Below are 25267 nucleotides of genomic sequence, written 5' to 3'. Positions count from 1 at the left end.
TCAGTCGCTCAGAACCCGTACTCGCCGGGAGATAGTGAAACTCATTAGTTATACACAGGTTTTTCAACACCTGTTGATAACTAAATAGCTACGAAAAACCGGGGGGTTGTAACCTGAAATGGTGGCCATTACGGCCATTACGGCAGTTTTGGGAAGATGCAGCCTAGCAGACGGTGGTCCAATTTGCAAGGTCAATTTTTATGGGGTAAGTAAATAAATGCTTGACATATAAGGGTCTCTGTGGTTAAAAGTATCCTCTTTGCAGTCCCCGAGAACACGCTTCGATTTTCACAGTATGGAGAGAACCCATGAAGAGGACCTATCAACCGAGTAACACGTCGCGCAAGCGCACCCACGGTTTTCTCGTGCGCATGGCAACCAAGAACGGCCGCCTGGTCATCAAGCGTCGCCGCGCCAAGGGGCGGAAGAGACTTTCGGTTTCCATCGGCGGCAAGTAAGGACATTCGACCCTGTTCCGTTTCACCAAGGATGAGCGTCTGCTGCGGAGGGCCGATTTTCTTCGGCTCTCCGCAGTGGCGCGAAAGTTTCATACGTCCGCTTTCATTGTTCTTTGGGCCCCGGGTGAAACAGGACGGAGACGGATTGGAATCACCGTCAGCCGCAAGGTGGGAACGGCTGTGGTACGTAACCGCATCAAGCGGCTCGTGCGAGAGTATTACCGACACCATCGTGATGCCCTTCCGAGCATTGATCTGAACGTCATTGCAAAGAAAGGCGCCGAGCGGCTCGATTACCACGGCGTCTGCCGGGAGCTTGACCCGGTCGTTGAACGCCTCGCAGGCTTGGAATGCTGAAGGGTATTCTCTACATCATCGGCATCTACCAGCGCTACCTGTCTCCCCTCAAGGGGCCTACCTGTCGTTTTTACCCTTCCTGTTCACGATACGCGCACGAATCGCTCACACGGCACGGTCTCGTCAAGGGACTCTGGCTCACTACTATCCGGATCCTCAAGTGTCATCCATTCCATCCGGGCGGCGTTGATCCCGTCAAGTAACGAATAAATCAGGAGCTGACATGGAAAAAAGGGCTTTGATAGCTGTTGTTCTCTCCATTCTCTTCTTTTACGGCTACACGGCACTCTTTTCGCCGCCCCCGAAGGAGACACCGAAGCCGGCTGCCACTGCAACGCAAAGCCAGCCGGCCCAGCAGGTGGCTGCCGCACCGGTTCCCGCAGCCGTTCCCGTCCAGTCCCAACCGGCTGTTGCCGCCAGGGACGTGTCGGTGGACACGCCCGCCTATTCGGTGACCTTTTCCACCCAGGGCGGGAGCATCACGCGCCTGGACCTGAAGCGGTATCATGAAACAGCCGGTCCGGGCGGCAAGAACGTCACGCTGGTTTCCGAGGACAATCCGTCGAACTTTACCGCCGGCATCCGCGCGCCCGGTTTCGGTCTCGACCAGAACGCGGTCTTCGTCCCGAGTGCTGATGCACTCACCGTGGGCCCCGGCGAGAAGAAACAGCTCTCCTTCACCTGGGTTTCGCCGGCCGGTATCACGGTGACAAAGACATACAGTTTTTCCGGCGACGGCTACGGGTTGGAAATGGAATACCGGGTTGCCAACAGCGGCAGCGCCCGTCTGTCCTCGTCTGTTCAGACCATCCAGACCTATCCCCTTGTGCCGAAGGTCAAGGAGAGCAGGTTCGAAACCTTCGGCCCGGCGACCTTTGCCCAGGACAAACTGTTCGAGGACAAGGTTAAGGACCTGGAATCGGGCGCCAAGACCCATGCGACTCCGCTCTGGTCCGGATTCGCGGACAAGTACTTCCTCTCTGCCGTACTGGCCCACGAGGGGAGCATAGCATCAACGACCATCCGCAAGACAGCCTCGGGTTACCTGGAGAACACCATCTCCTCACCCGAGTTGTCACTCAACCCCGGTGAGGGCCGGGCACTTGCCTATCGTCTTTTCTTCGGGCCCAAGGATATCGATGTTCTCAAGGCGCAGGGCAACAGCCTGGAGCGGGCGATCGACCTGGGATGGTTCGCCATGCTGGCCAAGCCCCTGCTCCAGAGCCTCAAGTTCTTTTACACGTACACCGGGAACTACGGGATAGCCATCATCATCATCACGGTCATCATAAAGGTCATCTTCTACCCGCTGACCCATTCCAGCTACAAGTCCATGAAGGAGATGCAGAAGCTCCAGCCGAAGATGCAGCAGTTGCGCGAAAAGTACAAGAATGACCGCGAGGCCATGAACCGCGCCATGATGGAACTATACCAGACCCACAAGGTGAACCCCGTGGGCGGCTGTCTCCCCATGATCGTGCAGATTCCCGTCTTCTTCGCCCTCTACAAGGCGCTCATGTTCTCCATCGAGTTGCGTCATGCGCCCTTCATGCTCTGGATCACCGACCTCTCCGCCAAGGACCCCTACTATGTGACACCCATCATCATGGGGGTGACCATGGTCATCCAGCAGAAGATGACGCCGTCCCAGATGGATCCCGTGCAGCAGAAGATGATGATGGCGCTGCCGGTGGTCTTCACGTTCATGTTCCTCAACTTCCCGTCGGGCCTCGTGCTCTACTGGCTCGTCAACAACGTGCTCACCATCGTCCAGCAGTACTACATCAACCGCAGCATCACTGCGGCGGAGGCCAAGTAGCGGCCCATGTACGTGGAAGATACCATAGCCGCCATCAGCACGGCAGCAGGGGAGGGAGGGGTCGGCATCGTCCGGGTCAGCGGACCGGACGCCCCCTCGATCGCCCGCCGTGTCTTCAGGCGCGGTTCCAACGGTGACTTCGAGAGTCACCGTTTTTATTATGGGACCATTGTTGATTTCGACACCGGCCAGGTCGTGGACGAAGCCATGGCGGTCCTCATGGTGCGTCCGCGGTCCTACACCCGCGAGGATGTGCTGGAGATCCAGTGTCATGGTGGATATCTCGTCACCCGGCGCGTCCTGGAGCTGGTGCTTGCTGCCGGGGCGCGTCTCGCAGAGCCCGGCGAATTCACCCGCCGGGCCTTTCTCAACGGCCGCATTGACCTGGTCCAGGCAGAGGCCGTCATCGACGTGATCAGGGCCAAGACTGATGCCGCCCTTGCCCTTGCCCAGCGTCAGCGCCAGGGGTGGCTTTCCCAACGGCTCGACATGGTTATGACCGAGTTGCGCCAGGCTCTTGCCCTCGTTGAAGCGTTCATCGACTTTCCCGAAGACGACATCGACCCGGCCGCCCAGGATGCATTGACGGTCCATGCGAGAAAGGCCGCCGAAACGGTCGCTGAACTTATCGCTGGCTTCGATGAGGGACGGGTCCTGCGGGAGGGAGTGGCTGTCCTTATCGCCGGCAAGCCCAATGTGGGAAAGTCAAGTCTTCTGAATACCCTTCTCCAGGAAAAGCGGGCCATCGTCACCTCGGTGCCGGGCACCACCCGAGACATCATCGAGGAGGTGGTCAATATCCGCGGTCTGCCGCTCAGAATGATCGACACAGCGGGCATTCGCGAAACCGAGGACATAGTTGAGAAGGAAGGGGTGCGCCTCACCCTGGAGAAGATTCCCGAGGCGGATCTGGTTCTCCTGGTGATCGACGGTTCGCGGCCCCTTGATGATGATGATTGGATGATCCTCGCTGCCCTTACCGGTAAACGGATCATTCTCGTGGAGAATAAATGCGACCTGCCGCGGGCCGTGCAGATACCCGATGAACTGGCCCAGGTGCCCACCGTAAGGGTTTCCACCTCGCGGGACCACGGCATTGATGAGTTGAGGAACGCCATCTTCCAGACGTTCATTCACGGTGCAGCCATTGACAGCCGCGAGTACGTGGCTGTCTCCCGGGTTCGTCACCGCGATCTGCTGTCCCGCGCCACGATGCACCTGGCCGCGTTCGAGCAGGGGCTTGCGTCGGGATTCACCCTGGAACTGCTGGCGGTTGAGTTGCGCGATGCCCTGGCCGCTGTGGGAGAGGTCACGGGGGAGACAACCCCGGACGACATCCTGGACGTAATTTTCGACCGGTTTTGCATTGGCAAGTGATCCGGCGCGCCAACCGAGGGCACGATCGCCGCAGGTTCATCTCCGCCGCGCGACGCATGGGGCGGGTCGAGATTGACTCAAGGGTCGATATAATGTTTCACGTGAAACGTTTGCCGCAACCTCTTGAATGTAGAAAGAAAAAGGCTGGGATACAGTATCCCTGAAATGCTTGTGTGAAACAAAGGGGAAGGGAGGCGGCGGGACGTCATGGGTCTCATTGATTACGAAAAACAGTACGACGTCATCGTGGCGGGCGCCGGCCATGCGGGCTGCGAAGCGGCACTGGCCGCGGCGCGGATGGGGTGCGAAACCCTGCTCCTCACCATCAACCTGGATGCCATCGCCCTCATGTCGTGCAACCCGGCCATCGGCGGACTCGCCAAGGGGCACCTGGTGAAGGAGATCGATGCGCTGGGCGGCGAGATGGGAAAAAACATCGATGCCACCGGTATCCAGTACCGCATTCTCAATACCCGCAAGGGGCCGGCGGTGCGGGCTTCCCGCGCCCAGGCGGACAAGCAGCTCTACCGCCTCCGAATGAAGCACGTGATGGAGCAGCAGGAGCGGCTCTCGCTCAAGCAGGGTGAGGTCACGGGCCTCGTGGTGGAAGAAGGTCAGGTACGAGGAGTAGTGACCAAGATCGGGGTTCGCTTTCTGGGGAAAACGGTCATCCTCACCACCGGGACGTTCATGCGCGGACTGATCCACGTGGGTCTAACCAACTACCCGGGAGGCAGGGCGGGAGACCTGCCGTCGGTGGGGCTGTCTGACCAACTGCGCGATCTCGGCTTCACTGTCGGCCGCCTCAAGACGGGCACCCCGGCACGCCTGGACGGGAACACCATCGATTTTTCGCGGTTGGAACCCCAGTACGGCGATGATCCGCCGGTACCGTTTTCCTTTTCCACGGAACGGATCGATCGGCCCCAACTTCCCTGCTACATTGCCTACACCAACGAACGCACCCACGAAATCATCCGAAGCGGCCTTGACCGCTCACCCCTCTACTCAGGCGTCATAGAAGGGGTCGGCCCCCGTTACTGCCCGTCCATCGAGGACAAGGTCATGCGGTTCCCGGACAAGGACCGCCACCAGAGTTTTCTGGAGCCGGAGGGATGCGATACCGTGGAATACTATCCGTCGGGCCTCTCCACCTCTCTTCCCATCGATATTCAGTACCGCCTCTACCGCTCCATCGAAGGGCTGGAAAACGTGGAGATCATGCGGCCTGCCTACGCCATCGAGTACGATTACGTTGATCCGATCCAGCTCCATGCGTCCCTGGAGACGAAACTCGTCCGCAACCTCTATCACGCCGGCCAGATCAACGGCACTTCCGGCTACGAGGAGGCGGCGGGGCAGGGGCTCGTGGCGGGCATCAACGCGGTGCTGCGGGTTCGGGGTCAGGAGCCCCTGGTGCTTGGCCGCGACGAGGCCTATATCGGGGTCATGATCGACGATCTGGTAACGTTGGGTACCCGTGAACCCTATCGGATGTTCACGTCACGGGCAGAATACCGGTTGCTGCTGCGGGAGGACAACGCCGACCTGCGCCTGCGGGAGCGCGGCCATGCCGTGGGTCTCGTCCGGGACGGGGAGTACCGGCTGTTCCTGGAAAAACGCGAACGGATCGGTGCGGAGCTGGAACGGGTGCGTGCCGCGAAACTCCTGCCGTCCGAGGCTGATCCGTCGTTTCTCGAAACCCACGGCATGACTGATCTGCACAATGCCTTGACCTTTGAACAGCTCTTGCGGCGGCCCGACATCACCTATGCTGAGCTTTCCCGGATCGACCCGGCTTCGGATCTGGTTCCGCCGGCTGTGAAGGAACAGGTTGAGATCCAGATCAAATACCAGGGCTACATCGAGCGGCAACTGGACCAGGTGGAGCGGGCGCGCAAGCTGGAAGGGACCCGCATCCCCGCCGGTCTGGACTATGCCGTCATCCCCGGGCTCTCCGCCGAGGTGCGGGAAAAGCTGCTCCGCTTCCGCCCCGATACCCTGGGGCAGGCCTCACGCATCCAGGGGGTCACCCCTGCCGCCGTGGCCATCCTGTCCGTGGCCATCAAATCCGGGAGTGCGTCGTCGTGAACGCCCTGGCCTGCCGGATACTGCAGGAGGGAGCTGCCGAACTGGGCGTCGCTATCAGCGACGAGCTGCTCGCTTCGTTCTCCCTCCTCGCCAATGAACTGCAAAAGTGGAACCGGAAGATCAACCTTACGGCCATCACCGGTGATGAGGAGATCGCCCTGAAGCACTTTGTCGACTCGCTGGCCCTCTGCCGGCTGGTGAGCGGTGACGACGAACTGCTCGACCTGGGTTCGGGCGGCGGCTTTCCCGTCCTGCCCCTGGCCCTGGTGTTCCCGGACCTGACAGCGGTGTCGGTTGATGCGGTGGAAAAGAAGATCATCTTTCAGCGTCACGCGGCCCGTCTGCTGGGGTGCCGGAGGTTCGAGGCCGTTCATGCCAGGGGCGAGGATCTGCCCCGCGTGCTCGGGCGCCGCTTCAACCGGATCGTATCGCGCGCCTTCAGCGACATTCCCACCTTTGCCAGGATGGCGCTGCCGCTCTTGATGCCCCTGGGGACGATCATCGCCATGAAGGGGAAGGGGGGAGCGGAAGAGGCCGATGCCGCGCGCGGGCCTCTGGCGGAGATGGGGCTCACCGTTGTCCGGGTGGCGGAGTATCGTCTGCCCTTTTCAGGCGATGCGCGTACCCTGATAGAGATTGGTTTTTATTAATTTTTTGCAATAGCACGATCTGGCAGGTAGAATAGCCCTCTCGCCGGTTTTTGGCGTCAGGGAAGGCAATGAGTTGGGCAGTCCTGCAAAAGCCGCTCAAGGCTGAAATTTGAAAGCCGCCTCTCTGCCGCCTTCAACGGCATTTTACGCCCGTCGGCCCGCGTCCCGTCCAGCAAGCCCTGCTGATGCGCGCCGGTCGGCAGGTGGTATCATTAAAAAGCGGCGCCCGCGAACAGCGAGGCACCGCCGAATCCCGCTGCCAGCCAGTCGGGGAAAGGGGAGATGAAAACAATGAAGATACGCATCCTGAAAACCATTGCTGCCGTGCTGCTGCCGGCGCTCGTCCTCTCGGCCTGCACCTCCTATCGGAGCCAGTACGTCGGGTTCAGGCCCGCTGAGGACTACATCAACAGTCAGGTGGTGAACGGCGTTACCATTGGCGGCGAGGCCTTTGCCGACACGTCCGCAGCAACCGATGCCTTCGGGTTCGACGTGATCGGGACCGGGGTCATGCCAGTGCAGGTGGTCATGAGCAACAAGGGCACGAGAAGCCTGGATATCGTGTCCAGCCAGACCTTCCTGGTGAACGACCAGAACCGTTACTTCCCCGTGATTCCCAACACAACCGCGGTCGACCGGATCGAGAAGTCGACCCAGTTCGCCTCCTTTTTCGGCAAGGGGGCAGGGAAGGGAGCACTGCTCGGCGCAGCCGGCGGCGCGATTCTCGGGGCAGCCATCGGCATCGTTTCGGGTCACAGCGTAGCTGAGGCAGTGGGCAAGGGCGCGGCTGTCGGCGCAGCCGGCGGCGCCATTGCCGGCGGCGCGTCAGAGGGGACGTCGGGCGAGCGTGAGCGCACCATTATCGAAGATATCCGCAACAAAGGGCTTGAGGGAAAAACATTGCCGGCTGACAGCATCGCCAGCGGCTTCCTGTTCTTCCCGGCCGAGGCCGGAAGCGCAAAGGAATTGCGACTGCAACTGCGGGAGCGTGAGACCGGCACGACATCCAGCGTCGTGCTGAGATTCAAGTAACCGCAGCCCCGACTGCCCTGAAAAAGAGGCCCACGGCCTCTTTTTTTTCGTGAGGAGGCAGAGTGGAATTTCGAATTTACTATGAAGACACCGACGCCGGCGGCGTGGTCTATCATGCGCGCTACCTGGGCTTTTTCGAGCGGGGACGATGCGAGTACCTGCGGGAGCGCGGACTTTCGGTTCGGGAACTGGCCGACCGAGGCTGCATCTTTCCGGTCGTGCGGATGGAGATCGACTACCGTGCCCCGGCAATGCTGGACGATCTGGTCCGGGTGGAGACCGAGGTGCTCGAGGTGGGCAAGACCTCCTTCACCGTGGGGCAGCAGGTGGTGCGCTGCCTGGACGGCAAGTTGCTGGTTGGGGGCAAGGTGACCCTCGTCTGCGTCGGGCCGGGCATGAAGCCCAAGCGTCTCCCCGCCGAACTGGTCCAGACCCTGATGCCGGAGGCGCCGTGAGCGCACCCCGCGTGTCGGTCCTCATGCCGGTCCGCAACGAAGAGCGCTTCCTGCCCGCTGCCCTGGCCTCCCTGTACCGGCAGTCCCTGACGGCATGGGAGCTCGTTGTCGTGGACGACGGCTCCACCGACGGTACGCCGGAACTGTTGCGCGCGGCCGCGGCCCGGGACCGGCGGGTGAGGGTGCTCGACAACGCGGGCACGGGACTGGTGGATGCCCTGAATCACGGCCTTGCCCACTGCCGCGCGGAATTGGTGGCCCGCATGGACGGGGACGACGTCTCCCACCCCCGGCGGCTGGAACGCCAGGCCGCGGCCCTTGACGCGGATCCCGGCCTGGGACTCGTGGCCACCCGGTTTCGCCACTTTCCCCGCCATTCGGTGGGACTTGGCATGCGTGCCTATGAAGAGTGGCAGAACGCCCTGCTGTCCCACGAGGAAATCATGCGGGACCGCTTTGTGGAGTCGCCGGTCATCCACCCGAGCATCATGGTTCGCCGGCAGGTTCTGACAGGTGCCGGGGGCTACCGGAAGACCGGCTGGGCAGAGGATTACGACCTCTGGCTGAGGCTTGCAGCCGGGGGGGTCAGGTTCGGGCGGCTGCCGGAGGTACTGTTCTTCTGGCGGGAACGCCCCGAGCGCGCGACCCGCACCATGGGGGAATATGCCGCCGATGCCCTCCGCGCCTGCAAGATCCATCACCTGCAGCAGGGGGTCTTGCAGGGTGTGGACACCGTCACCCTGGCCGGGGCCGGACTGGAGGGGAGGGCGTGGCAACGAGCCTGGCGCGGGAGGGGGTAAGGGTGAGCCGATGGCTCGACGTGGATCCGCGGAAACAGGGGCGAATCCTCCACGGGGCGCCGGTGACGGCGCCGGATGACATGAGGGGCGGCGCAGAAAAGATCCTCGTTACCGTGGGAACCCGGGGGGCGCGGGATGGAATTCGGGCCTGGGCCCGCAGGGCGGGTTTGCGCGAGGGAGAGGATTTCGTCTGCGTTACCTGAGCGGTGGCCAACGGCATGCGGACGGAATCGACCACAGCGGGAGGAGAACAACAGCCATTCCGGAAAAGCTCAAGGCGTCTGACCTCTTCTGCAAGTATCCCAAGGAGTGGTCAACCGCGACCAGTCCACGTTCCGGGGCACGCCCGATCCGCACCCCTTCAACCGGAACGACCTGGCAATGATGGAAGCGGTAATGAACCGGCTGGGCATCAACGAAGGCCGGCTCCTTGCCCTGCTCCAAGAGCTCATGCAGCAGGACATGCCCCGCTTCATCGAAAGCCGCGGGATGGCCTTCGACTCCCTCCCGGAGACGATCCGGGAGCGGCTGGGGCCCGGGTAGCCGTTCTTGCCATGGCCTCCCGCATCTGCTATAGAGTAATGACCCACATCGGCAGGCACATTTGCCGGGCATCGACCCCGGGAGGCACACCATGACCAAGGATTCCATCGTCCATTTCGCCCTTTCCGTCGTCGGCAAGGACCGGCCCGGCATCGTTGCCGGCACCACCGGCATTCTCTACCGGCTCGGCTGCAACATCGAGGACTCCAGCTCCACCATGCTGGGAGGAGAGTTTGCCATGATCCTCATCATCTCCCACCCCACGCCGTTCACCAAGGACCGGCTGCTCGAAGAATTCCGGGTGCTTGGCGAGGAGATGGATCTCACCGTCTCCGCCCGCACCATGACCCCCGATGAGGCGGAATACCTTGCCCCCGAGGGGGAAATCTGCATGCTGTCGGTCTATGGGTCGGACAAACCGGGCATCGTCTACCGGGTGACCAGGGAGCTGGCCGGGCGCGGCATCAACATCACCGACCTCAACACCAAGCTGGTGGGAAAGGCGGGTGAGCCGGTCTACGTGATGATGATCGAGGCCGCGCTGCCGGAGGGGATCTCGGTGGACCAGGTGTCGGCCATGCTTGAAGAAATCAGGAAGGAGCTGAATGTGGAGATCTCGGTGCGCTCCATCACACCGGTTTCCCTCTGACGCCATGCCAGCACAGACCATACTGCAGTATCCCCATCCCGTCCTGAAGAAGGTATGCCATACCGTTGCGGCCATCGACGAAACCATCAGGGGGCTGGTCGACGACCTGGTCGAGACCATGCGCGAAGGTCCCGGCTCCGTGGGCGTTGCCGCCCCCCAGATCGGCGTCACCCTGCGAGTCTGCGTCATTGACGTCTCGGGCAGCCGCCACGGCAAGGACAACAACCACGGGCTGCTCCTCATGGTCAATCCGGAGATCGTTGACCGGTCGGGCAATGCGGTCATGCGCGAAGGGTGCATGAGCGTCCCCGACTACACGGGTGACGTGGAGCGCGCCACCCAGGTCCGGGTCCGCTTCCTGGACGGCGCGGACGGCACGGAGCGGGAGATCACGGCCTCCGGCTTCGAGGCTGTCGCCATCCAGCACGAGATGGACCACCTGGACGGCATCCTGTTTCTGGACCGTATCGTCTCGATCAAAACGGGCCTCTTCCGGCGGAAAAACTACAAGTAACGGCCGGATAGGCCACGGACCGCCATGGTGGCTGAACGCGCAGCAGCGTCGGCCTCCCGCCGGTCCGGGCGTGACCTGAGCCGCAGGAGGCGGGGAACCGTGTTGACAGGCGCCTTTTCCATCTGGAAACGCGACATGCTGGTGCTCCGCCGCAGCCTTTTCTCGGAACTGGCGGCGGTGGTGGCCGCTCCCCTCACCTTCTACCTCGCCTTCGGCTTTGGCCTCCGCGGCTACATTGCCGATGTGGAAGGGGTGCCCTACACCGTGTTCATGGCGCCGGGGCTCATCACCATGACCGCCGTTTCGGCTGCCTTCGACGAGAGTGCCTGGAGCATGTGGTTCCACCGCAAGGTCCAGCGGACCATCGAGGCCTACCGGGTCACCCCGATCACCGTCTACGACATCGTCATCGGCAAAATCTTCTCCGGCTTCACCCAGGGCGCCTCAAGGGGGTGGCCGTGGCCGCGGTCATCTTTCTCCTTACCGGCGTTCGGTTCGACCCGGCCCACCTGGTGGCCTATCTTTCCTTCATCATTCTCGGTTCCATGGTCTTTTCCTGTGCCGGAACGGTCTGTGGGACGCTCCTGGACAAGCCCGAGACCATCGGCAAGGTCCAGGCAGTGGTCATCATGCCCCTCATCTTCCTGTCCGGTGCCTTCTTTCCCGTCTCGTCCTATCCCGAAGCCCTGCGAGCCACGGTCATGCTCATCCCCACCACGGCACTGTTCGAGGGCTCCCGCAGGGCTCTCCTGGCTGGAGCCTTCGATGCCGGCCTCTTTGCCATCCTCGCCATTACCGCTCTGGCCGCCTTTGTCGCCACGGTGGCCATCTTCAATCGAAAGATGGCAGAGTAGCACCGGCCCCCGGCCGCTAAACTTCTTGTGCTGCCGAGGTTATTTTAGTAGGATTTACAGGATTGTCACACGAACGGAGAACCCATGGCCGAAGAATTCATTCCCAAGTGGGTTGCCTGGGAAACCACCCAGAAATGCAACCTCAAGTGCGTCCACTGTCGCTGTTCCTCTGACCTGACATCCTCCGAAGGCGACTTCACCACCGAGGAGGGGAAGAAGCTCCTGAAGGAGATCGCTGATTTCTCGAAACCGGTTGTTGTCCTTTCGGGCGGTGAGCCCCTCATGCGCCAGGATATCTTCGAGCTGGCCGAATATGGCACATCCCTGGGCCTGCGCATGTGCATGGCCACCAACGGCGCCCTGGTCACCGACGAGATCTGTGCCAAAATGAGGAAGGCAGACATCAAGATGGTGTCCCTCTCCCTGGACGGCAGCAGCGCCGCGGTCCACGACGATTTTCGCCAGTGTCCCGGCGCATTCGAGGGGGTGGTGCGGGCCGCCGAGATTTTCCGGCGCAACGGCCAGAAATTCCTCATCAACTCTTCCTTTACCAAGCGGAACCAGCACGATATCGCCAACACCTTCAAGCTGGCCAAGAGCCTGGGCGCCACGGCATGGTACATGTTCATGATCGTCCCGACTGGCCGGGGCGAGGAGATCATGAACGAGCTCATCTCCAAGGAGGACTATGAGGAGATTCTGGAGTGGCACTACCAGCAGGAGAAGCTGGAGGACGAGATCCTGATGCGTCCCACCTGCGCCCCCCACTACTACCGGATGGTCCCCATGCGGGCCAAGGAGGAGGGGGTGAAGTTCGAGCGCCGGTCCCTGACCTTCTCCACCGGCGGCGGTAAAGGGTGCATCGCGGCCCAGACCATCTGCCTGATCGATTGCTTCGGCAACGTGAAACCCTGCTCCTATTTCCACCGTACCGCCGGCAACGTGAAGGAAATCCCCTTCCGGGAAATCTGGGAGAACTCGGAAATCTTCAAGGATCTCCGCAATTTCAAGGCGTATAAGGGGAAATGCGGCGAGTGCGAGTTCATCAACGTCTGCGGCGGCTGCCGGGCCCGGGCCGACGCGGTCTACGGGGATTACCTGGAAGAGGAGCCGTTCTGCAATTACGTGCCGATACGCCTCCAGAAGAAGGCGTAAGGGCCGCGATAGTTACGCCATCTTGGCGCCGTCCTCGTCACCCCGGCGGGTGCACCGATCTGACGCAAATCTCACGTTTTTGGGTTTTTTCGATCAAATTCCAAAGACAATTTCTCTGAGGAGGGTTTTCAATGAATAATCGTTTTCTCGACGCGTGCTGGGGCAAGCCCGTTGACCGTACTCCCGTGTGGCTCATGCGCCAGGCGGGCCGCTATCTTCCCGAATATATGGCGATACGCTCCAAGTGCACCTTCCTGGAGCTCTGCAAGACCCCGGAACTGGCGGCAGAGGTGACCATCCAGCCCATCGACATCCTGGGCGTCGACGCGGCGATCCTCTTCTCCGACATTCTCACCCCGGTGGAGCCCATGGGGCTCAAGCTCGACTTCGTGCCCGGCCCGGTCTTCGAGCACCCGGTGCGGACCATGGCCGATGTGGAGAAACTGCGCATCCCCAACCCCGAGGAGGATGTCCCCTACGTCCTTGACACCATCAAGATCCTCCGCCGGGAACTGGCTGGCCGGGTACCCCTCATCGGCTTCGGCGGAGCTCCGTTCACCCTGGCCTGCTACATGGTGGAAGGCAAAGGTTCCAAGGACTGGGCCAACATCAAGCGGATGATGTACGCCGCTCCCGATGTCTTCGCCGCCCTCATGGAAAAGGTGACCATGATGGACATGGAGTACTTGAACGCCCAGATCAAGGCAGGCGCCCAAGCAATCCAGATCTTCGATACCTGGGGCGGGGTCCTCTCCCCCACCGATTACGAGAAGTACGCCCTTCCCTACACTGCCAAGCTCATCAACGGCCTGAACCGCCAGAACACGCCGGTGATCCACTTCGTCAAGGGTGCCGGCACCATGCTGGAGAGGGTGCAGAAGGCCGGCGGCGACGTCATGGGGCTCGATTGGCACGTGAACCTGGGGAAGGCCAGGGATGTGCTCGGCCCGAACATGGCCGTCCAGGGGAACCTGGACCCCACGGTCCTCTATGCCCCCAAGGAGGTCATCGAGGCCGAGGTGAAGCGGGTGCTCGACGAGAACGCCGGCCGTCCCGGCCACATCTTCAACCTGGGACACGGCATCCTGCCGACGGTGTCGCCGGAAAACGCCATCCACATGGTCGAGTGCGTGCACCGGCTGTCGCAGAAGTAGCCCAATTACGTGCCTGGACGAGGAAAAGGCAGCCCTGGCGCTGCCTTTTCCTCATTCCTGCTCAGACAGCGAACCCGCCATGGAAAACCGTATCACCGACATCGAGATCCATCTTTCCCATCTGGAGCACACCATCCAGGAACTGAACGAGGTGGTCTACCGCCAGCAGCAGACCATTGACCGGTTGGAAGATGAGCTGAAGTCCCTGCGGACGCAGTTTCTGGCAGTGGCGCCGTCGCCGGTCCGCCCCCCTGGCGAGGAAACGCCGCCTCCCCATTACTGACAGCCATTCATGGGGCAGCCATGGAGCATCCCCTCATCCGGATCGTCATGCTGGCCGTACTCGCCTACGCGGGGTACGCGCTGCTCTGTTTCCTGGCCCAGCGCTCCCTCATCTATCCCGGCCGCTCCCTTTCCGTGGCCGACCAGCCACCCGATTCGCCCGCTATCCATCCCCTCTGGCTCACAACCCCTTACGGTCGCGTCGAAGCCTGGTTTTTGCCGGCCACGGGCGGTGTTGCCGGCAGCAGGCGTCCGGTGGTCCTCTTTTTTCACGGCAACGGCGAGGTGATTGACGTTCTGCCGGACCAGGTCGGGGGGTTCCGCAGGATGGGGATGCACGTCATGCTCGTGGAGTATCCGGGATACGGCCGTTCCGGCGGGTCGCCGTCAGAGGAGGGAATCACGGCTGCGGCCGTGGCCGCCTATGATGAACTGGTGCGGAGGGCCGACACGGATTCCGGCCGCATGATCGCCTTCGGCAGGTCGCTCGGATGCGGGGCCGCCTGTGCCCTGAGCCTCAGGCGCCCGCTGGCGGCCCTTATCCTCCAGTCACCATTCACCTCCATCCGTCCCTTTGCACGGCAGATGCTCCTTCCCGGATTTCTGGCGCGTGATGTCTTCGACAACCGTAAGGCCCTGGAGTCCTACGGTGGAGCAGTCCTCATCCTGCACGGCGCGGAAGACGACATCATCCCTGTCGGCCACGGGCGCGAACTGGCCCGTACCGCCCGGCGCGGGCGCTTGGTGGAGCTTAGCTGCGGCCATAATGACTGTCCTCCCGACTGGGCGGATTTCTGGCGGATTATTGAGGGGTTTCTGGAGCTGGAAGGGATGCTGGGGGGAAAATGAAAGGCCCGCCATTGTTCGGCGGGCCTCTGTCCATTCCTGTTTCTGCGTTCCCGTTTCACGGGATATTCCGGCGTCAACGGTAGCCGGATGCATACTGCCCACGTTGTGGTTTGGCTGAAACTTCCCCGATAGGTTCCGCCCCTCCTTTTGGCAGTGCTGGTTCAGGTAGCTACCTGAATAAAGTATAGCGTCCGGCGGGGAAAATTCCAGGCTGTTTTTTTTCGCTGGATCGCATTACACTGAATAAGTTGTCTTGAATACCGAGACACCAATGGCGAGGGGACGGGCATGGTTGCGTCCCTCTCGTTTTTGCGGCCGTTGCCGGGAGCTACCCGGCCCCGCATCCCACGCTACGGGAAGACACATGATTATCCTGATTCTCAACTGCCGGGGCTTTTCCATCCACTTCCAGCTCTTCGACTGGTCCACGCGAACCGTCCTCGCCCGGGGGGACGTGGACCGGATCGAACTGGGCGACTCGTTCATCTCCATGGAAGTGCCGGGGCGTGACCCCTATCACCTGGAGTCCGACTGCTCCAGTTTCGGTGCAGCCGTTGCCCTCATTCTCGCCACCCTGACCCACCCCCTGGAGGGCCCCCTTTCCCGGGTCGGCAGATTACCGCCGTGGGGCACCGGGTCGTCCACGGGGGAGAGCGGTTTACCGCCACGGTTCCCATCGACGGGAAGGTCATTGAGGCGGTGCGTGCCATGGAGGAACTGGCGCCACTCCATATCCCCCCGAACCTGGCGGGGATCGAGGGGGCCATGGCCACTCTGCCCGGCATCCCCCACGTGGCGGTCTTCGACACGGCATTCCACCAGGCAATGCCGCTCCATGCCTACCTTTATCCCCTCCCCTGGGAGTGGTACGAGAAGCACGGCGTGAGACGCTACGGCTTCCACGGCGCCTCCCATTGTCATGCGGCGCGGCAGGGGGCGGCGCTTCTGGGGCGCGAGCCGGCCCGCTGCAACCTGATCACCATCCACATCGGCAATGGGATTTCCCTCTGCGCCGTTGAGGGTGGCCGCTCCATCGACACGAGCATGGGGCTCACGCCGCTGGAAGGAACCATGATGGGAACCCGTTGCGGCTCCATCGACCCGGGCATTCCCCCGTTCATGATGCAGGAAGAACAGCTCTCGCCCCGTGATCTGGACCGGATCCTCAACCAGCGGAGCGGCTCTGCGGGCATCACCGGCCTCAAGCTGGACCGGCCGGCGTTTCTGGCCCGGGCCATCGCGGGAGATGAGCGGTGTCTCCTGGCCCTGGAGATGGAGGCCTACCGCCTCCGGAAGCACATCGGCGGCTACGCCGCAGCACTTGGCCGGCTCGACGCCGTGGTCTTCAGCGCTGCTTCGGGGGAGGGGGAATGGCTCGTGCGGGAAAAGACCCTCGCCGATATGGCGTGTTTCGGCATCCGGCTCGACCGGGAGCGGAACCGGACTGCCCGTTCCGTGGACCGGGAGGAGCGGGTCAGCGCCGATGACTCGCCCGTTGCGGTCTATGTGATTCCCACCGATGAGGAAATGGTCTACGCCGAGGAGGTGGCCGCGCTCCTGAACGGGCGGGGGTGACAACGACCGGGAATGGGGTAAACTGTTTTTCCTATCGGATTCGATCCACCAAGGAGGCACGCATGTCGCTGGAAGGTCAAAAGGCACCCGACTTCACCCTGGCGGGAAGTGACGGGAAAATGCACTCTCTGAAAGACTACGCGGGGCAGACGGTCGTCATCTATTTCTATCCCCGGGACAATACGCCGGGATGCACCAAGGAGGCCTGCGGCTTCCGGGATCTGCACCAGGATCTGATGGAGCGCGGCGTTGTGCTTCTCGGCGTCAGCAGGGACAGCCTCGCGTCCCACGACACGTTCATCAAGGCCTTCGGCCTCCCCTTCACGCTTCTGTCGGATCCGGACGCCGCCATGATGACCGCCTACGGTGCCTTCGGCGAGAAGGTCCAGTACGGCAAGACCACCATGGGCACGATCCGCTCCACAGTGGTGGTGGGTCCCGACGGTACGGTGGTGAAGCACTGGTCCAAGGTGGCCAAGGCAGATGCCCATCCGGCCCAGGTGGCAGAATTCCTCGCCAACCGGGCGTAGGGAACTCCCATGGCAGAGAGCGGCCAGTCATTTCTCGTTGCCTGCCCCGCCTGTGGCACGACCAACCGGGTGCCGGCATCCAGGGAAGGGGTTGCGGGCCGCTGCGGCAGGTGCCGCGGTGTGCTCCCGCCCCTCTATTTCCAGCCGGTACCGCTTACCGACCGGAGTTTCGACCCATTCTTCGCCGGTTATCATGGTCCTGTTCTGGTTGAATTCTGGGCCCCCTGGTGACCCCTCTGCCGGGACTTCGCACCGGTGGTGCGGGAGGTTGCGCGCGAGCTTGCCGGCACGGCGGCAGTGGTTCAGGTGAACACCCAGGAGAACCCGCACCTGGCAGCCCGCTTCGGCATCCGGGGGATTCCGGCCCTGGTGCTCCTGCGGCAGGGACAGGTGCTCGCCACCTGGAGCGGAGCACTACCCAGGGAGGCGGTGCTTTCCCGGATCCGCGGCGCCCTGCGCTAAGGTGGCAGGGCATCGGCGTTTCCCTCAAAACCGTTGACATGAGTCCCGATTGCGCTAGAGTATGAACTCGGCATTTCACTCGACGCCAAGGAGAGTAGAATGCAACCAGCCGGCATATCACATTCCCTCTTCCCCTCGTTGCCGCCCGAGTTCCTTCCCCTGGCGCTCTACACCCTTGCGGCATCCATCTTGGTCGGCATGCTCCTTCTGGCCGCCTGGTGGCTCGGCGCCAAGACCACCAACCGCAACAAGGAACTCCCCTACGAATCGGGCGCAATCCCCACCGGTTCGGCCCGGCTCGCCTATCCGGTCCCGTTCTACCTCATCGCCATCTTCTTCATCGTCTTCGACGTGGAGGCGGCCTTCATCTTCGCCTGGGCCACGGCCTGGCGCGAGCTGGGTCTTCCGGGCCTCGTCCACATCACCTTCTTCATCGTCATCCTCCTTCTCGGCCTCGTCTGGCTCTGGCTGAAGGGGGGCCTCGACTGGGGACCGTCCCGTGCACGGAGGGGCCATGTCCGAGACTGAGGTCCCGCAGAACAACATCATCCTGGCCCGCCTGGACGACCTGATCAACTGGGGGCGCGCCAACTCCCTCTGGCCCATGTTCTTCGGCCTCTCCTGCTGCTTCGTCGAGATGATGACCTCCTTCACCTCCCGCTACGACGTTTCCCGCTTCGGGGCCGAGGTGCTCCGGGGCACCCCCCGGGAGGCGGACCTGATGGTCATTGCCGGCACCGTTTTCAAGAAGATGGCCCCCTCCATCCTCCGGCTCTACGAGCAGATGGCCGAGCCCAAGTGGGTCATCTCCATGGGGAGCTGCGCCAACTCCGGCGGTATGTACGACGTCTACAGCGTGGTCCAGGGGGTGAACCAGATCATTCCGGTAGATGTCCACGTTCCCGGCTGTCCCCCGCGCCCCGAGGCGTTCCTCCAGGGGCTGATGCTGCTCCAGGAAAAAATCAGGCGGGAAGAACGCCCCGCCAGGAAGGTCCTCCACCTGGCCGGCGGGAGCGAGGGAACCACCCGGCCGGTGCTGGTGGACGGGGTGACCAAATCCCGCGACACCCGGGGACCCGGCATGGAAGGGATCGCCATCAGGGGGACCTCGGTGCAGCACCCAGATTTCCCGATGCCCCGCTCCGACGAGATGTGGCGGCCGTCGGCCCCGAAGCACCACTTCCCCGACTTCGGTCTTGCCGGCGAACTGGAAACGGTCTTCGGCCACCGGGTGGTGCGGGACGATAACGCCACCGACATGCTCACCTACCGCTGCCCGCCGGAGCTGCTGCCGGACGTGCTGCGCCACCTGAAGACCCGGAGCGCCGCACCTTTCCGGCGTCTGGAGGACGTGGCCTGCGTGGACGAGTCGTGCCGCCGGGAGCGATCGCGGTTCCCGGACTTCACCGTCAATTACCACCTCCTGAACTTCCACATCCCCGGACATCTGCGGATCAAGGCCGAGCTGCGAGGGGATACGCCGGAGATCCCGAGCGCGACAAGCGTCTTCCCGGCGGCCGACTGGTACGAGCGGGAGGCCTTCGACATGTACGGCATCCGGTTCGCCGACCACCCGAACCTGCGCCGCATCCTCATGCCGCCCGACTGGGAGGGACACCCCCTGCGAAAGGATCATCCTTCCGGGCCACGGAGATGCCTTCCTACACCACGGACGACGCCCGGCGCCATCAGGCCCTGCCGGCCTCTGATTTCTTCGATAGAATTGACGAAGAAACCCTGATCCTGAACCTGGGGCCCCAGCACCCCGGCACCCACGGCATCATCCGCTTCGTCCTCAAGCTGGACGGCGAAGAGATCGTGGACATGGACACCGACATCGGCTACCACCACCGGGGTGCCGAAAAGATCGGCGAGCGCCAGCACTGGAACCAGTTCATCCCCTACACTGACCGGATCGACTACCTGGCCGGGGTCCAGAACAACCTGGCCTACGTGAATAGCGTTGAGCGGCTCTGCGGCATCACCGTGCCGGACCGGGCCATCACCATCCGGGTCATGCTGGCGGAGCTCTTCCGGATCGCCAGCCACCTGGTCTGGCTCGGCACCTTTGCCGCCGACGTGGGGGCCATGACCCCGGTCTTCTACACCTTCACGGACCGGGAAAAGATCTTCGACATCGTGGAGATGGTCACCGGCGGCCGGATGCACCCCTCCTGGTTCCGGATCGGCGGCGTGGCCGACGATCTCCCCGAGGGGTGGGACGGGGCGGTGAAGGCGTTTCTCGACTGGATGCCGGCCCGGCTCAAGGAGTACGAGGACCTTCTGAAGGAAAACCCCATCTTCAAGGCGCGGCTCAAAGGAGTGGGCGTCATCACCGGGGACGAGGCCCTGGAGTGGGGAATCACCGGCCCGAACCTGCGGGCCTGCGGCGTGGAATGGGACCTGCGGAAGAAGATCCCCTACAACGGCTACCAGCACTTCCACTTCGAGGTTCCGACCGAGGAGGGGGGGGATTGCTGGGCCCGCTACCGGGTCCGGATCGAGGAGATCCGCCAGTCGCTCCACATCGTCCGACAGTGCTGGAAGGAGATGCCGGCCGGGCGCTGGATCACCGACGACTACCGTTACGTGCTGCCCAAGAAGCGGGACGCGCTCCACGACATCGAATCCCTGATTCACCATTTCATCAATGCCACACGGGGAATGGCGCCGCCAAAGGGGGAGAACTACAGCGCCATCGAGGCGCCCAAGGGGGAGAACGGCTACTTCGTGGTGAGCGACGGCCTCAACGTGCCGTACCGGGTGCGGATCAAGACGCCGAGCTTCCCGCACATCCAGGCCCTCCCCCTCATGAGCCGGGGGTGGCTCGTGGCGGATTTCCTGGCCATCATCGGGTCCATTGACTTCGTGCTGGCGGATTTGGACAGGTGACGCCGATGATCCCGGAGCTTCTCAAAAAGGAACTTCAGTCCCGCGTCGCCCACGCCGTCACCAACCGCGAGGCGGCCGTGGACGTGATGAAAGAGCTGCAGCGCCACTACGGCTGGCTCACCGACGAGGCGGTGGGGGAGGCGGCGGAGCTCCTGGGACTCACCCCCCTCCAGGTGGAGGAGCTGGCCACCTTCTACGAGATGATCTACCGCCGCCCCGTGGGAAAGCGGGTGATCCACGTCTGCGACTCCATCTCCTGCTGGGCCCTGGGGGGGGAGAGTCTCATGGCGCACCTGGCAGCGGCGCTCGGCATCGAAACGGGGCAAACCACGGCGGACGGGCTCTTTACGCTTCTGCCCTGCTGCTGCCTCGGCAATTGCGGCGAAGCCCCGACTCTCATGGTCGGTGACACCCTCCACGGCCGGGTGACACCGGAGCGGGCCGGAGAAATCCTGGCTGCAGAGCGGCGGGTTCTTTCCGCCAGGGAGGAGTGAAATCATGATCAGAATCAAGCGGGTCTACGACGAGCCGACGCCGGAGGATGGAAAACGCATCCTGGTGGACCGGCTCTGGCCCCGGGGCATCACGAAAGACAAGGCACGCATCGATGAGTGGCTGAAGGAGGTCGCCCCCAGCGACGGGTTGCGGCAGTGGTTCGGCCACGACCCGGCCCGGTGGGACGAGTTCCGGGAGCGCTACCGGCGGGAGCTGGACGCGAAGGCGGAACTCCTGGATGGACTCCGGAAGCTGGCGGCCGGCGGGACGGTGACGCTCCTGTTCGCGGCAAAGGATGAAAAGCACAACAACGCGGTGGTGTTGAAGGACATTCTTGTTGAGCAATAAGACCCCCCTCAGTCCCCCCCCACCCTGTAGGGGGAAGCGAGCGTGAGCGAAACAGGGGGGGCGAAGCAGGTGGGTGAACAAAGGGTTTAATGGAACAGGTTCTCTTCCGACATAACCGTCCCGGCCGGTGCGTGACCTTTGCCGAGTACCGGGCCGAGGGGGGCTTCGCGGCCCTGGAGAAGGCCCTTTCCGGCATGTCGCCCAACGATGTCCAGCAGGTGGTGATCGACGCCAACCTGCGGGGCCGGGGCGGGGCCGGGTTCCCCACCGGGAAGAAGTGGTCCTTCGTGCCGCGGGACATCCCCGGCCCCCGCTATCTCATCTGCAACTGCGACGAGATGGAGCCGGGCACCTACAAGGACCGGATACTCCTGGAGGCGAACCCCTATTCCCTGGTGGAGGGGATGACCCTGGCCGCCTACGCCATCGGCGTGGCCCACGCCTTCATCTTCATCCGCCGGGGCTACGAAGAGGCGGCGGAGAACTGCCGGCGCGCCATTGCCGAGGCAAAGGACGCGGGCCTGCTGGGGAAGAACATCCTCGGCTCCGGTTTCTCCCTGGAACTGGACGTCCACCAGTCCGCCGGCCGCTACATCTGCGGCGAGGAGACGGCCCTCATGAACGCGCTGGAGGGGAGACGGGCCAACCCGCGGAGCAAACCCCCCTTCCCGGCGGTGAAGGGGCTCTGGGGGCGTCCCACGGTGGTGAACAACGTGGAGACCCTGGCCAATATCCCGGCCATTGTGGCGGGCGGCGCCGCCTGGTTCAAGGGGTTGGCGACAATTCCCGAGGCAGCCGGCACCAAGCTCTTCTGCGTGAGCGGACATGTGAACAACGCCGCCTGCTTCGAGCTTCCCCTGGGGATGAGCCTGGGCGAGATCATCGACGGACCCTGCGGCGGCATGCTGCCGGGGCGGGAGTTCAAGGCGTGCATCCCCGGCGGGGCGTCCACGCCGTTCTTTACCCGGGAGCACTGGAACGTTCCCATGGACTTCGACGCAGTGGCAAGGGCGGGCTCCCGGCTCGGCACCGGCGGCATCGTGGTCTTCGACCGGAACACCTGCATGGTGGCGGCAACCCTGAACCTGGTGTCCTTCTATGCCCGGGAGTCGTGCGGCTGGTGTACCCCCTGCCGGGAGGGGCTCCCCTTCGTGAAGGACGTCCTGGCCCGGATCGAGGCGGGCGCCGGGCGGGAGGAGCATATCGCCATTCTCCGGGAGCACGTGCAGTACCTGAACTACGCGTTCTGTCCCCTGGCGCCCGGTGCCATGGGGCCGGTCGAGGGGCTCCTGCGGCTCTTCGAGGACGAGATCCGTGAACACATCGTGCTGGGGCGCTGCCCCTTCGGAGGAAAGGTATGACGGCACCGGCTGACGATATCGGCGGTCTCGTAACCCGGGCCACGAGGCTCTGGACAGGGAACTTCGGCAATCTCCTCGTACTCTCCCTGGTTTTCGCCCTGGTGGCGTGGATTCCCGTGGCCAACATCGGGTTTCTGGCCGGCTACACCCGGGCGGTACTCAAGGTGGCCCGCGGGGGAAAGGCGGAGCCGGGGGACATCTTCCGGGCCTGGGACTGCTTCGGCGACCTCTTCGTCTACCTCCTGCTCGTGGTCGTGGCCATGTTCGCCCTGAACCACGTGCCGGTCATCGGCCAGGTGGCGGGGTTCATCCTGTCGGTGGTGGTCGCGCCCGGCATGTACGGCATTATTGACCGGCGGATGAAGTTCATGGACGCCTTCCGGTGGAGCCTCGAAACCATCAGGGGGGACCTGGCCGGCTGGATTCTGGCGGTACTCGTGGGGAGCATCTTCATGGCCGTTGGGGCACTTCTCCTCGGTATCGGCATCATCCTCACCCTTGGCTGGGGAAGCCTCGTCACGGCGCTCCAGTACGACAAGGGGGAACAACCACGGGTGATTATCCTGTAACCTGAAACCATGCCCAAACTGACCATCGATCACATACCGGTCGAAGTCCCTCCCGGCACCAGCGTGCTGGAGGCGGCCAAGACTGCGGGAATCTGGATTCCGCACTTCTGCTACCACCCGGCCCTCGGCAGCGTGGGGGCCTGCCGGCTCTGCGCCGTGAAGCTGCTGGACGGGCCGGTGAAGGGGATCCAGATGTCGTGCATGCTCCCGGCCCAGGACGGCATGGTGGTCTCCACCACCGACCCCGAGGCCCTGAAGATGCGGAGCCTGGTCATCGAGTGGCTGATGATGAATCACCCCCACGACTGCCCGGTCTGCGACGAGGGGGGCGAGTGCCTCCTCCAGGACTACACCGTGGCCGGCGGCCACGGCATCCGCCGCTTCGAGGGGAAAAAACGGACCCACGTGAACCAGGATCTGGGGCCGCACATCCAGCACGAGATGAACCGCTGCATCCAGTGCTACCGGTGCGTCCGCTTCTACCAGGAATATGCCGGCGGCAGCGACTTCGGGGTCATGGGGAGCGCCCGGCGGGTCTACTACGGCCGGTTCCAGGAGGGAACGCTCGAATCCCCCTTCTCGGGAAATCTCGTCGACATCTGCCCCACCGGGGTCTTCACCGACAAGACCGCCCGGTTCCGGGCCCGCTACTGGGACTACGAGATGGCCCCCTCGGTCTGCCCCCACTGCTCCCTCGGCTGCAACACCGTGCCGGCGGCCCGCTACCGGGAGCTGCTCAAGACCATGGCCCGGGAGAACCCCGCCGTGAACGGCCACTTCATCTGCGACCGGGGACGGTTCTCCAATGCCGCCGTGAACGATCCGGCGCGGCCGAGGGTGCCGCTGGTTGACGGGGAAGAGGTTTCATGGGCCGCGGCCCTCGACGCCACCATGCTGCGGATCGAAGAGTTCATGGAGCTCTACGGCCCCGGCCGCCTGGCCCTGATCGGCTCGCCCCGCCTCCCGCTGGAGGGGGGTGTCCTTCTGGCACGGCTGGCCGGGCTCATCGGAACGGAGTACCTTTGTTACTTTGCCGGGCGGGACGAAGGGGAGCGGGTAGCCGCCGCCGTTTCCCTCCTTGCCGACGGCAGGACGGCATCCATGGCGGACGTACGCAAGGCCGACTGCGTTGTCATCCTCGAATCGGACCTCCGGGACGAAGGGCCGATGATGCTTCTGGCGGTCCGGCAGGCATGGCGCAGCGGCGCGCCGGTCTTCCTGGTGGGGAAACATGCGCCCTTGGCGCAGGCCCTGGCCGTTTCCATCGAAGCCATCGAGCTCAGCATCATTGAAGAGGTGCCCCTGGCGATATTCGAGAGGGCCGTGGTCATCTGCGGCACCAGGAACAATCCTCCCGCAGCCACTGAGTCACTTGCCCATACTGATGCCAAAATCGCGTACCTCTTTCCCGGCCCCAACGCCTTTGGGGCGGGGCTTCTGATGAAGGAGCACGGAGCGGTTGCCCTGGCCGAGGCCGTTGCCTCGGGAAGAGTGAAGGGGATCATCGCCGTGGAGGCCGACATCCCCGAGGCGCTCCTGGCCGGCGTGCCGTTCGTGGTGGCCGCCGACTGGCTCCCGACGGAAACGGTCCGGCGTGCCCAGATCGTTCTTCCCACCGCCGCCTGGGTGGAGACTGACGGCACCTACGTCACCTTTGAAGGGCGCGCCCAGCGGTTCCGGAAGGTCATGGCATCCGGCCTTCCGATCCGGGGGCTCCCGGCCCGCTACCACGCCTCCCCCGACAAGCCCGCGCCGCTCCATCCGCCGCGGGTGCACCGGAGCGTCTCCCCCGGCGGGGAGCTCCGCCCTGCCTGGCGGTTCGTGGCCGAGCTCATTGAGCGCTGTGGGGGAGACGCGGTTACTGAGCCCTTTGTTGGGCGATGGGAGCGGCTGCGGGGCCTTGACCCGGAGGGGGAAGGGGTGATGCTGTGGGAGTTTTAAATGTCGCTTTCAGCAACAATGAAAGCACGGAAGAAACAGCCCGGCGAATCAGCGC

General features: G+C 63.3%; 22 protein-coding genes and 6 pseudogenes. All 28 read left to right on the top strand.

Annotation, left to right across the window (positions count from 1 at the left end; translation table 11 throughout):
* Nucleotides 1-308 precede the first annotated feature (308 nt).
* Nucleotides 309-458 (top strand): 50S ribosomal protein L34, encoded by a 150-nt coding sequence (gene rpmH, locus A2G06_16390; GenBank protein ID ANA41544.1) that lies wholly within the window; start codon nt 309-311, stop codon nt 456-458.
* 12 nt (nt 459-470) lie between these two features.
* Nucleotides 471-815, top strand: coding sequence for a ribonuclease P protein component (gene rnpA, locus A2G06_16385; protein ANA41543.1), 345 nt, complete (start codon nt 471-473; stop codon nt 813-815).
* Nucleotides 809-1018 carry a membrane protein insertion efficiency factor YidD gene (locus tag A2G06_16380; GenBank protein ID ANA41542.1) on the top strand — a complete coding sequence of 70 codons (210 nt, stop codon included), beginning with the start codon at nt 809-811 and terminating at the stop codon, nt 1016-1018. The genes rnpA and A2G06_16380 overlap by 7 nt, the downstream gene beginning before the upstream one ends.
* A 20-nt stretch (nt 1019-1038) precedes the next feature.
* Nucleotides 1039-2634 carry a protein translocase component YidC gene (locus A2G06_16375; protein ID ANA41541.1) on the top strand — a complete coding sequence of 532 codons (1596 nt, stop codon included), beginning with the start codon at nt 1039-1041 and terminating at the stop codon, nt 2632-2634.
* Between the two features lie 6 nt (nt 2635-2640).
* On the top strand, nt 2641-4011 hold the full coding sequence (locus A2G06_16370; protein ID ANA41540.1) for a tRNA modification GTPase: 1371 nt from the start codon (nt 2641-2643) through the stop codon (nt 4009-4011).
* A 207-nt stretch (nt 4012-4218) separates the two neighbouring features.
* Nucleotides 4219-6102: a tRNA uridine(34) 5-carboxymethylaminomethyl synthesis enzyme MnmG gene (locus A2G06_16365; protein ANA41539.1), complete on the top strand. Its 1884-nt coding sequence runs from the start codon at nt 4219-4221 to the stop codon at nt 6100-6102.
* Nucleotides 6099-6752: a 16S rRNA (guanine(527)-N(7))-methyltransferase RsmG gene (locus A2G06_16360; protein ID ANA41538.1), complete on the top strand. Its 654-nt coding sequence runs from the start codon at nt 6099-6101 to the stop codon at nt 6750-6752. The genes A2G06_16365 and A2G06_16360 overlap by 4 nt, the downstream gene beginning before the upstream one ends.
* Nucleotides 6753-7043: 291 nt before the next feature.
* Entirely contained in the window at nt 7044-7784 is a 741-nt protein-coding gene (locus A2G06_16355; protein ANA41537.1) for a hypothetical protein, read from the top strand.
* Between the two features lie 62 nt (nt 7785-7846).
* Nucleotides 7847-8239, top strand: coding sequence for an acyl-CoA thioesterase (locus A2G06_16350; protein ANA41536.1), 393 nt, complete (start codon nt 7847-7849; stop codon nt 8237-8239).
* A pseudogene (locus A2G06_16345) lies at nt 8236-9242 on the top strand (glycosyl transferase). The gene A2G06_16350 and the pseudogene A2G06_16345 overlap by 4 nt, the downstream one beginning before the upstream one ends.
* 56 nt (nt 9243-9298) lie before the next feature.
* Nucleotides 9299-9582: pseudogene (locus A2G06_16340) on the top strand (hypothetical protein).
* A gap of 91 nt (nt 9583-9673) precedes the next feature.
* Nucleotides 9674-10231: an amino acid-binding protein gene (locus A2G06_16335; GenBank protein ANA41535.1), complete on the top strand. Its 558-nt coding sequence runs from the start codon at nt 9674-9676 to the stop codon at nt 10229-10231.
* Between the two features lie 4 nt (nt 10232-10235).
* A complete protein-coding gene (locus A2G06_16330; GenBank protein ID ANA41534.1) occupies nt 10236-10745 on the top strand; it encodes a peptide deformylase in 510 nt (169 codons plus the stop codon).
* A 135-nt stretch (nt 10746-10880) separates the two neighbouring features.
* A pseudogene (locus A2G06_16325) lies at nt 10881-11599 on the top strand (ABC transporter permease).
* Nucleotides 11600-11683: 84 nt separating this feature from the next.
* Nucleotides 11684-12754 carry a radical SAM/SPASM domain-containing protein gene (locus A2G06_16320; GenBank protein ID ANA41533.1) on the top strand — a complete coding sequence of 357 codons (1071 nt, stop codon included), beginning with the start codon at nt 11684-11686 and terminating at the stop codon, nt 12752-12754.
* Between the two features lie 131 nt (nt 12755-12885).
* Nucleotides 12886-13908 (top strand): uroporphyrinogen decarboxylase, encoded by a 1023-nt coding sequence (locus A2G06_16315; GenBank protein ANA41532.1) that lies wholly within the window; start codon nt 12886-12888, stop codon nt 13906-13908.
* 79 nt (nt 13909-13987) lie between these two features.
* Nucleotides 13988-14191, top strand: coding sequence for a SlyX protein (locus A2G06_16310; GenBank protein ID ANA41531.1), 204 nt, complete (start codon nt 13988-13990; stop codon nt 14189-14191).
* Between the two features lie 20 nt (nt 14192-14211).
* The gene (locus A2G06_16305) at nt 14212-15039 is read left to right on the top strand and encodes a hydrolase (protein ID ANA41530.1); all 828 of its coding nucleotides are present in this window, start codon (nt 14212-14214) and stop codon (nt 15037-15039) included.
* Between the two features lie 364 nt (nt 15040-15403).
* Nucleotides 15404-16614, top strand: a pseudogene (locus A2G06_16300) (propionate kinase).
* A gap of 62 nt (nt 16615-16676) precedes the next feature.
* Nucleotides 16677-17144 (top strand): peroxiredoxin, encoded by a 468-nt coding sequence (locus A2G06_16295; protein ANA41529.1) that lies wholly within the window; start codon nt 16677-16679, stop codon nt 17142-17144.
* A 9-nt stretch (nt 17145-17153) separates the two neighbouring features.
* A pseudogene (locus A2G06_16290) lies at nt 17154-17606 on the top strand (thioredoxin).
* Between the two features lie 99 nt (nt 17607-17705).
* The gene (locus tag A2G06_16285; protein ANA41528.1) at nt 17706-18134 is read left to right on the top strand and encodes an NADH-quinone oxidoreductase subunit A; all 429 of its coding nucleotides are present in this window, start codon (nt 17706-17708) and stop codon (nt 18132-18134) included.
* A pseudogene (locus A2G06_16280) lies at nt 18121-20498 on the top strand (NADH dehydrogenase). Before A2G06_16285 ends, A2G06_16280 begins: the two are co-directional and overlap by 14 nt.
* A gap of 5 nt (nt 20499-20503) precedes the next feature.
* Entirely contained in the window at nt 20504-20992 is a 489-nt protein-coding gene (locus A2G06_16275; protein ANA41527.1) for an NADH dehydrogenase, read from the top strand.
* 4 nt (nt 20993-20996) lie between these two features.
* Nucleotides 20997-21341 carry a hypothetical protein gene (locus A2G06_16270; protein ANA41526.1) on the top strand — a complete coding sequence of 115 codons (345 nt, stop codon included), beginning with the start codon at nt 20997-20999 and terminating at the stop codon, nt 21339-21341.
* An 89-nt stretch (nt 21342-21430) separates the two neighbouring features.
* On the top strand, nt 21431-22702 hold the full coding sequence (locus tag A2G06_16265) for an NADH-quinone oxidoreductase subunit F (GenBank protein ANA41525.1): 1272 nt from the start codon (nt 21431-21433) through the stop codon (nt 22700-22702).
* Nucleotides 22699-23271, top strand: a complete 573-nt coding sequence (locus tag A2G06_16260; protein ANA41524.1) for a hypothetical protein — start codon at nt 22699-22701, stop codon at nt 23269-23271. The genes A2G06_16265 and A2G06_16260 overlap by 4 nt, the downstream gene beginning before the upstream one ends.
* Nucleotides 23272-23280: 9 nt before the next feature.
* Complete coding sequence (locus A2G06_16255; protein ANA41523.1) at nt 23281-25212, top strand: NADH dehydrogenase; 1932 nt, start codon at nt 23281-23283, stop codon at nt 25210-25212.
* Nucleotides 25213-25267: the final 55 nt, after the last annotated feature.

The sequence above is a fragment of the Geobacter anodireducens genome (assembly GCA_001628815.1).
In the GTDB taxonomy this organism is placed as follows: Bacteria; Desulfobacterota; Desulfuromonadia; order Geobacterales; family Geobacteraceae; genus Geobacter; species Geobacter anodireducens.
Note: the sequence above shows the minus strand (reverse complement) of the source record. Positions and strands in the feature narration are given on the sequence as shown.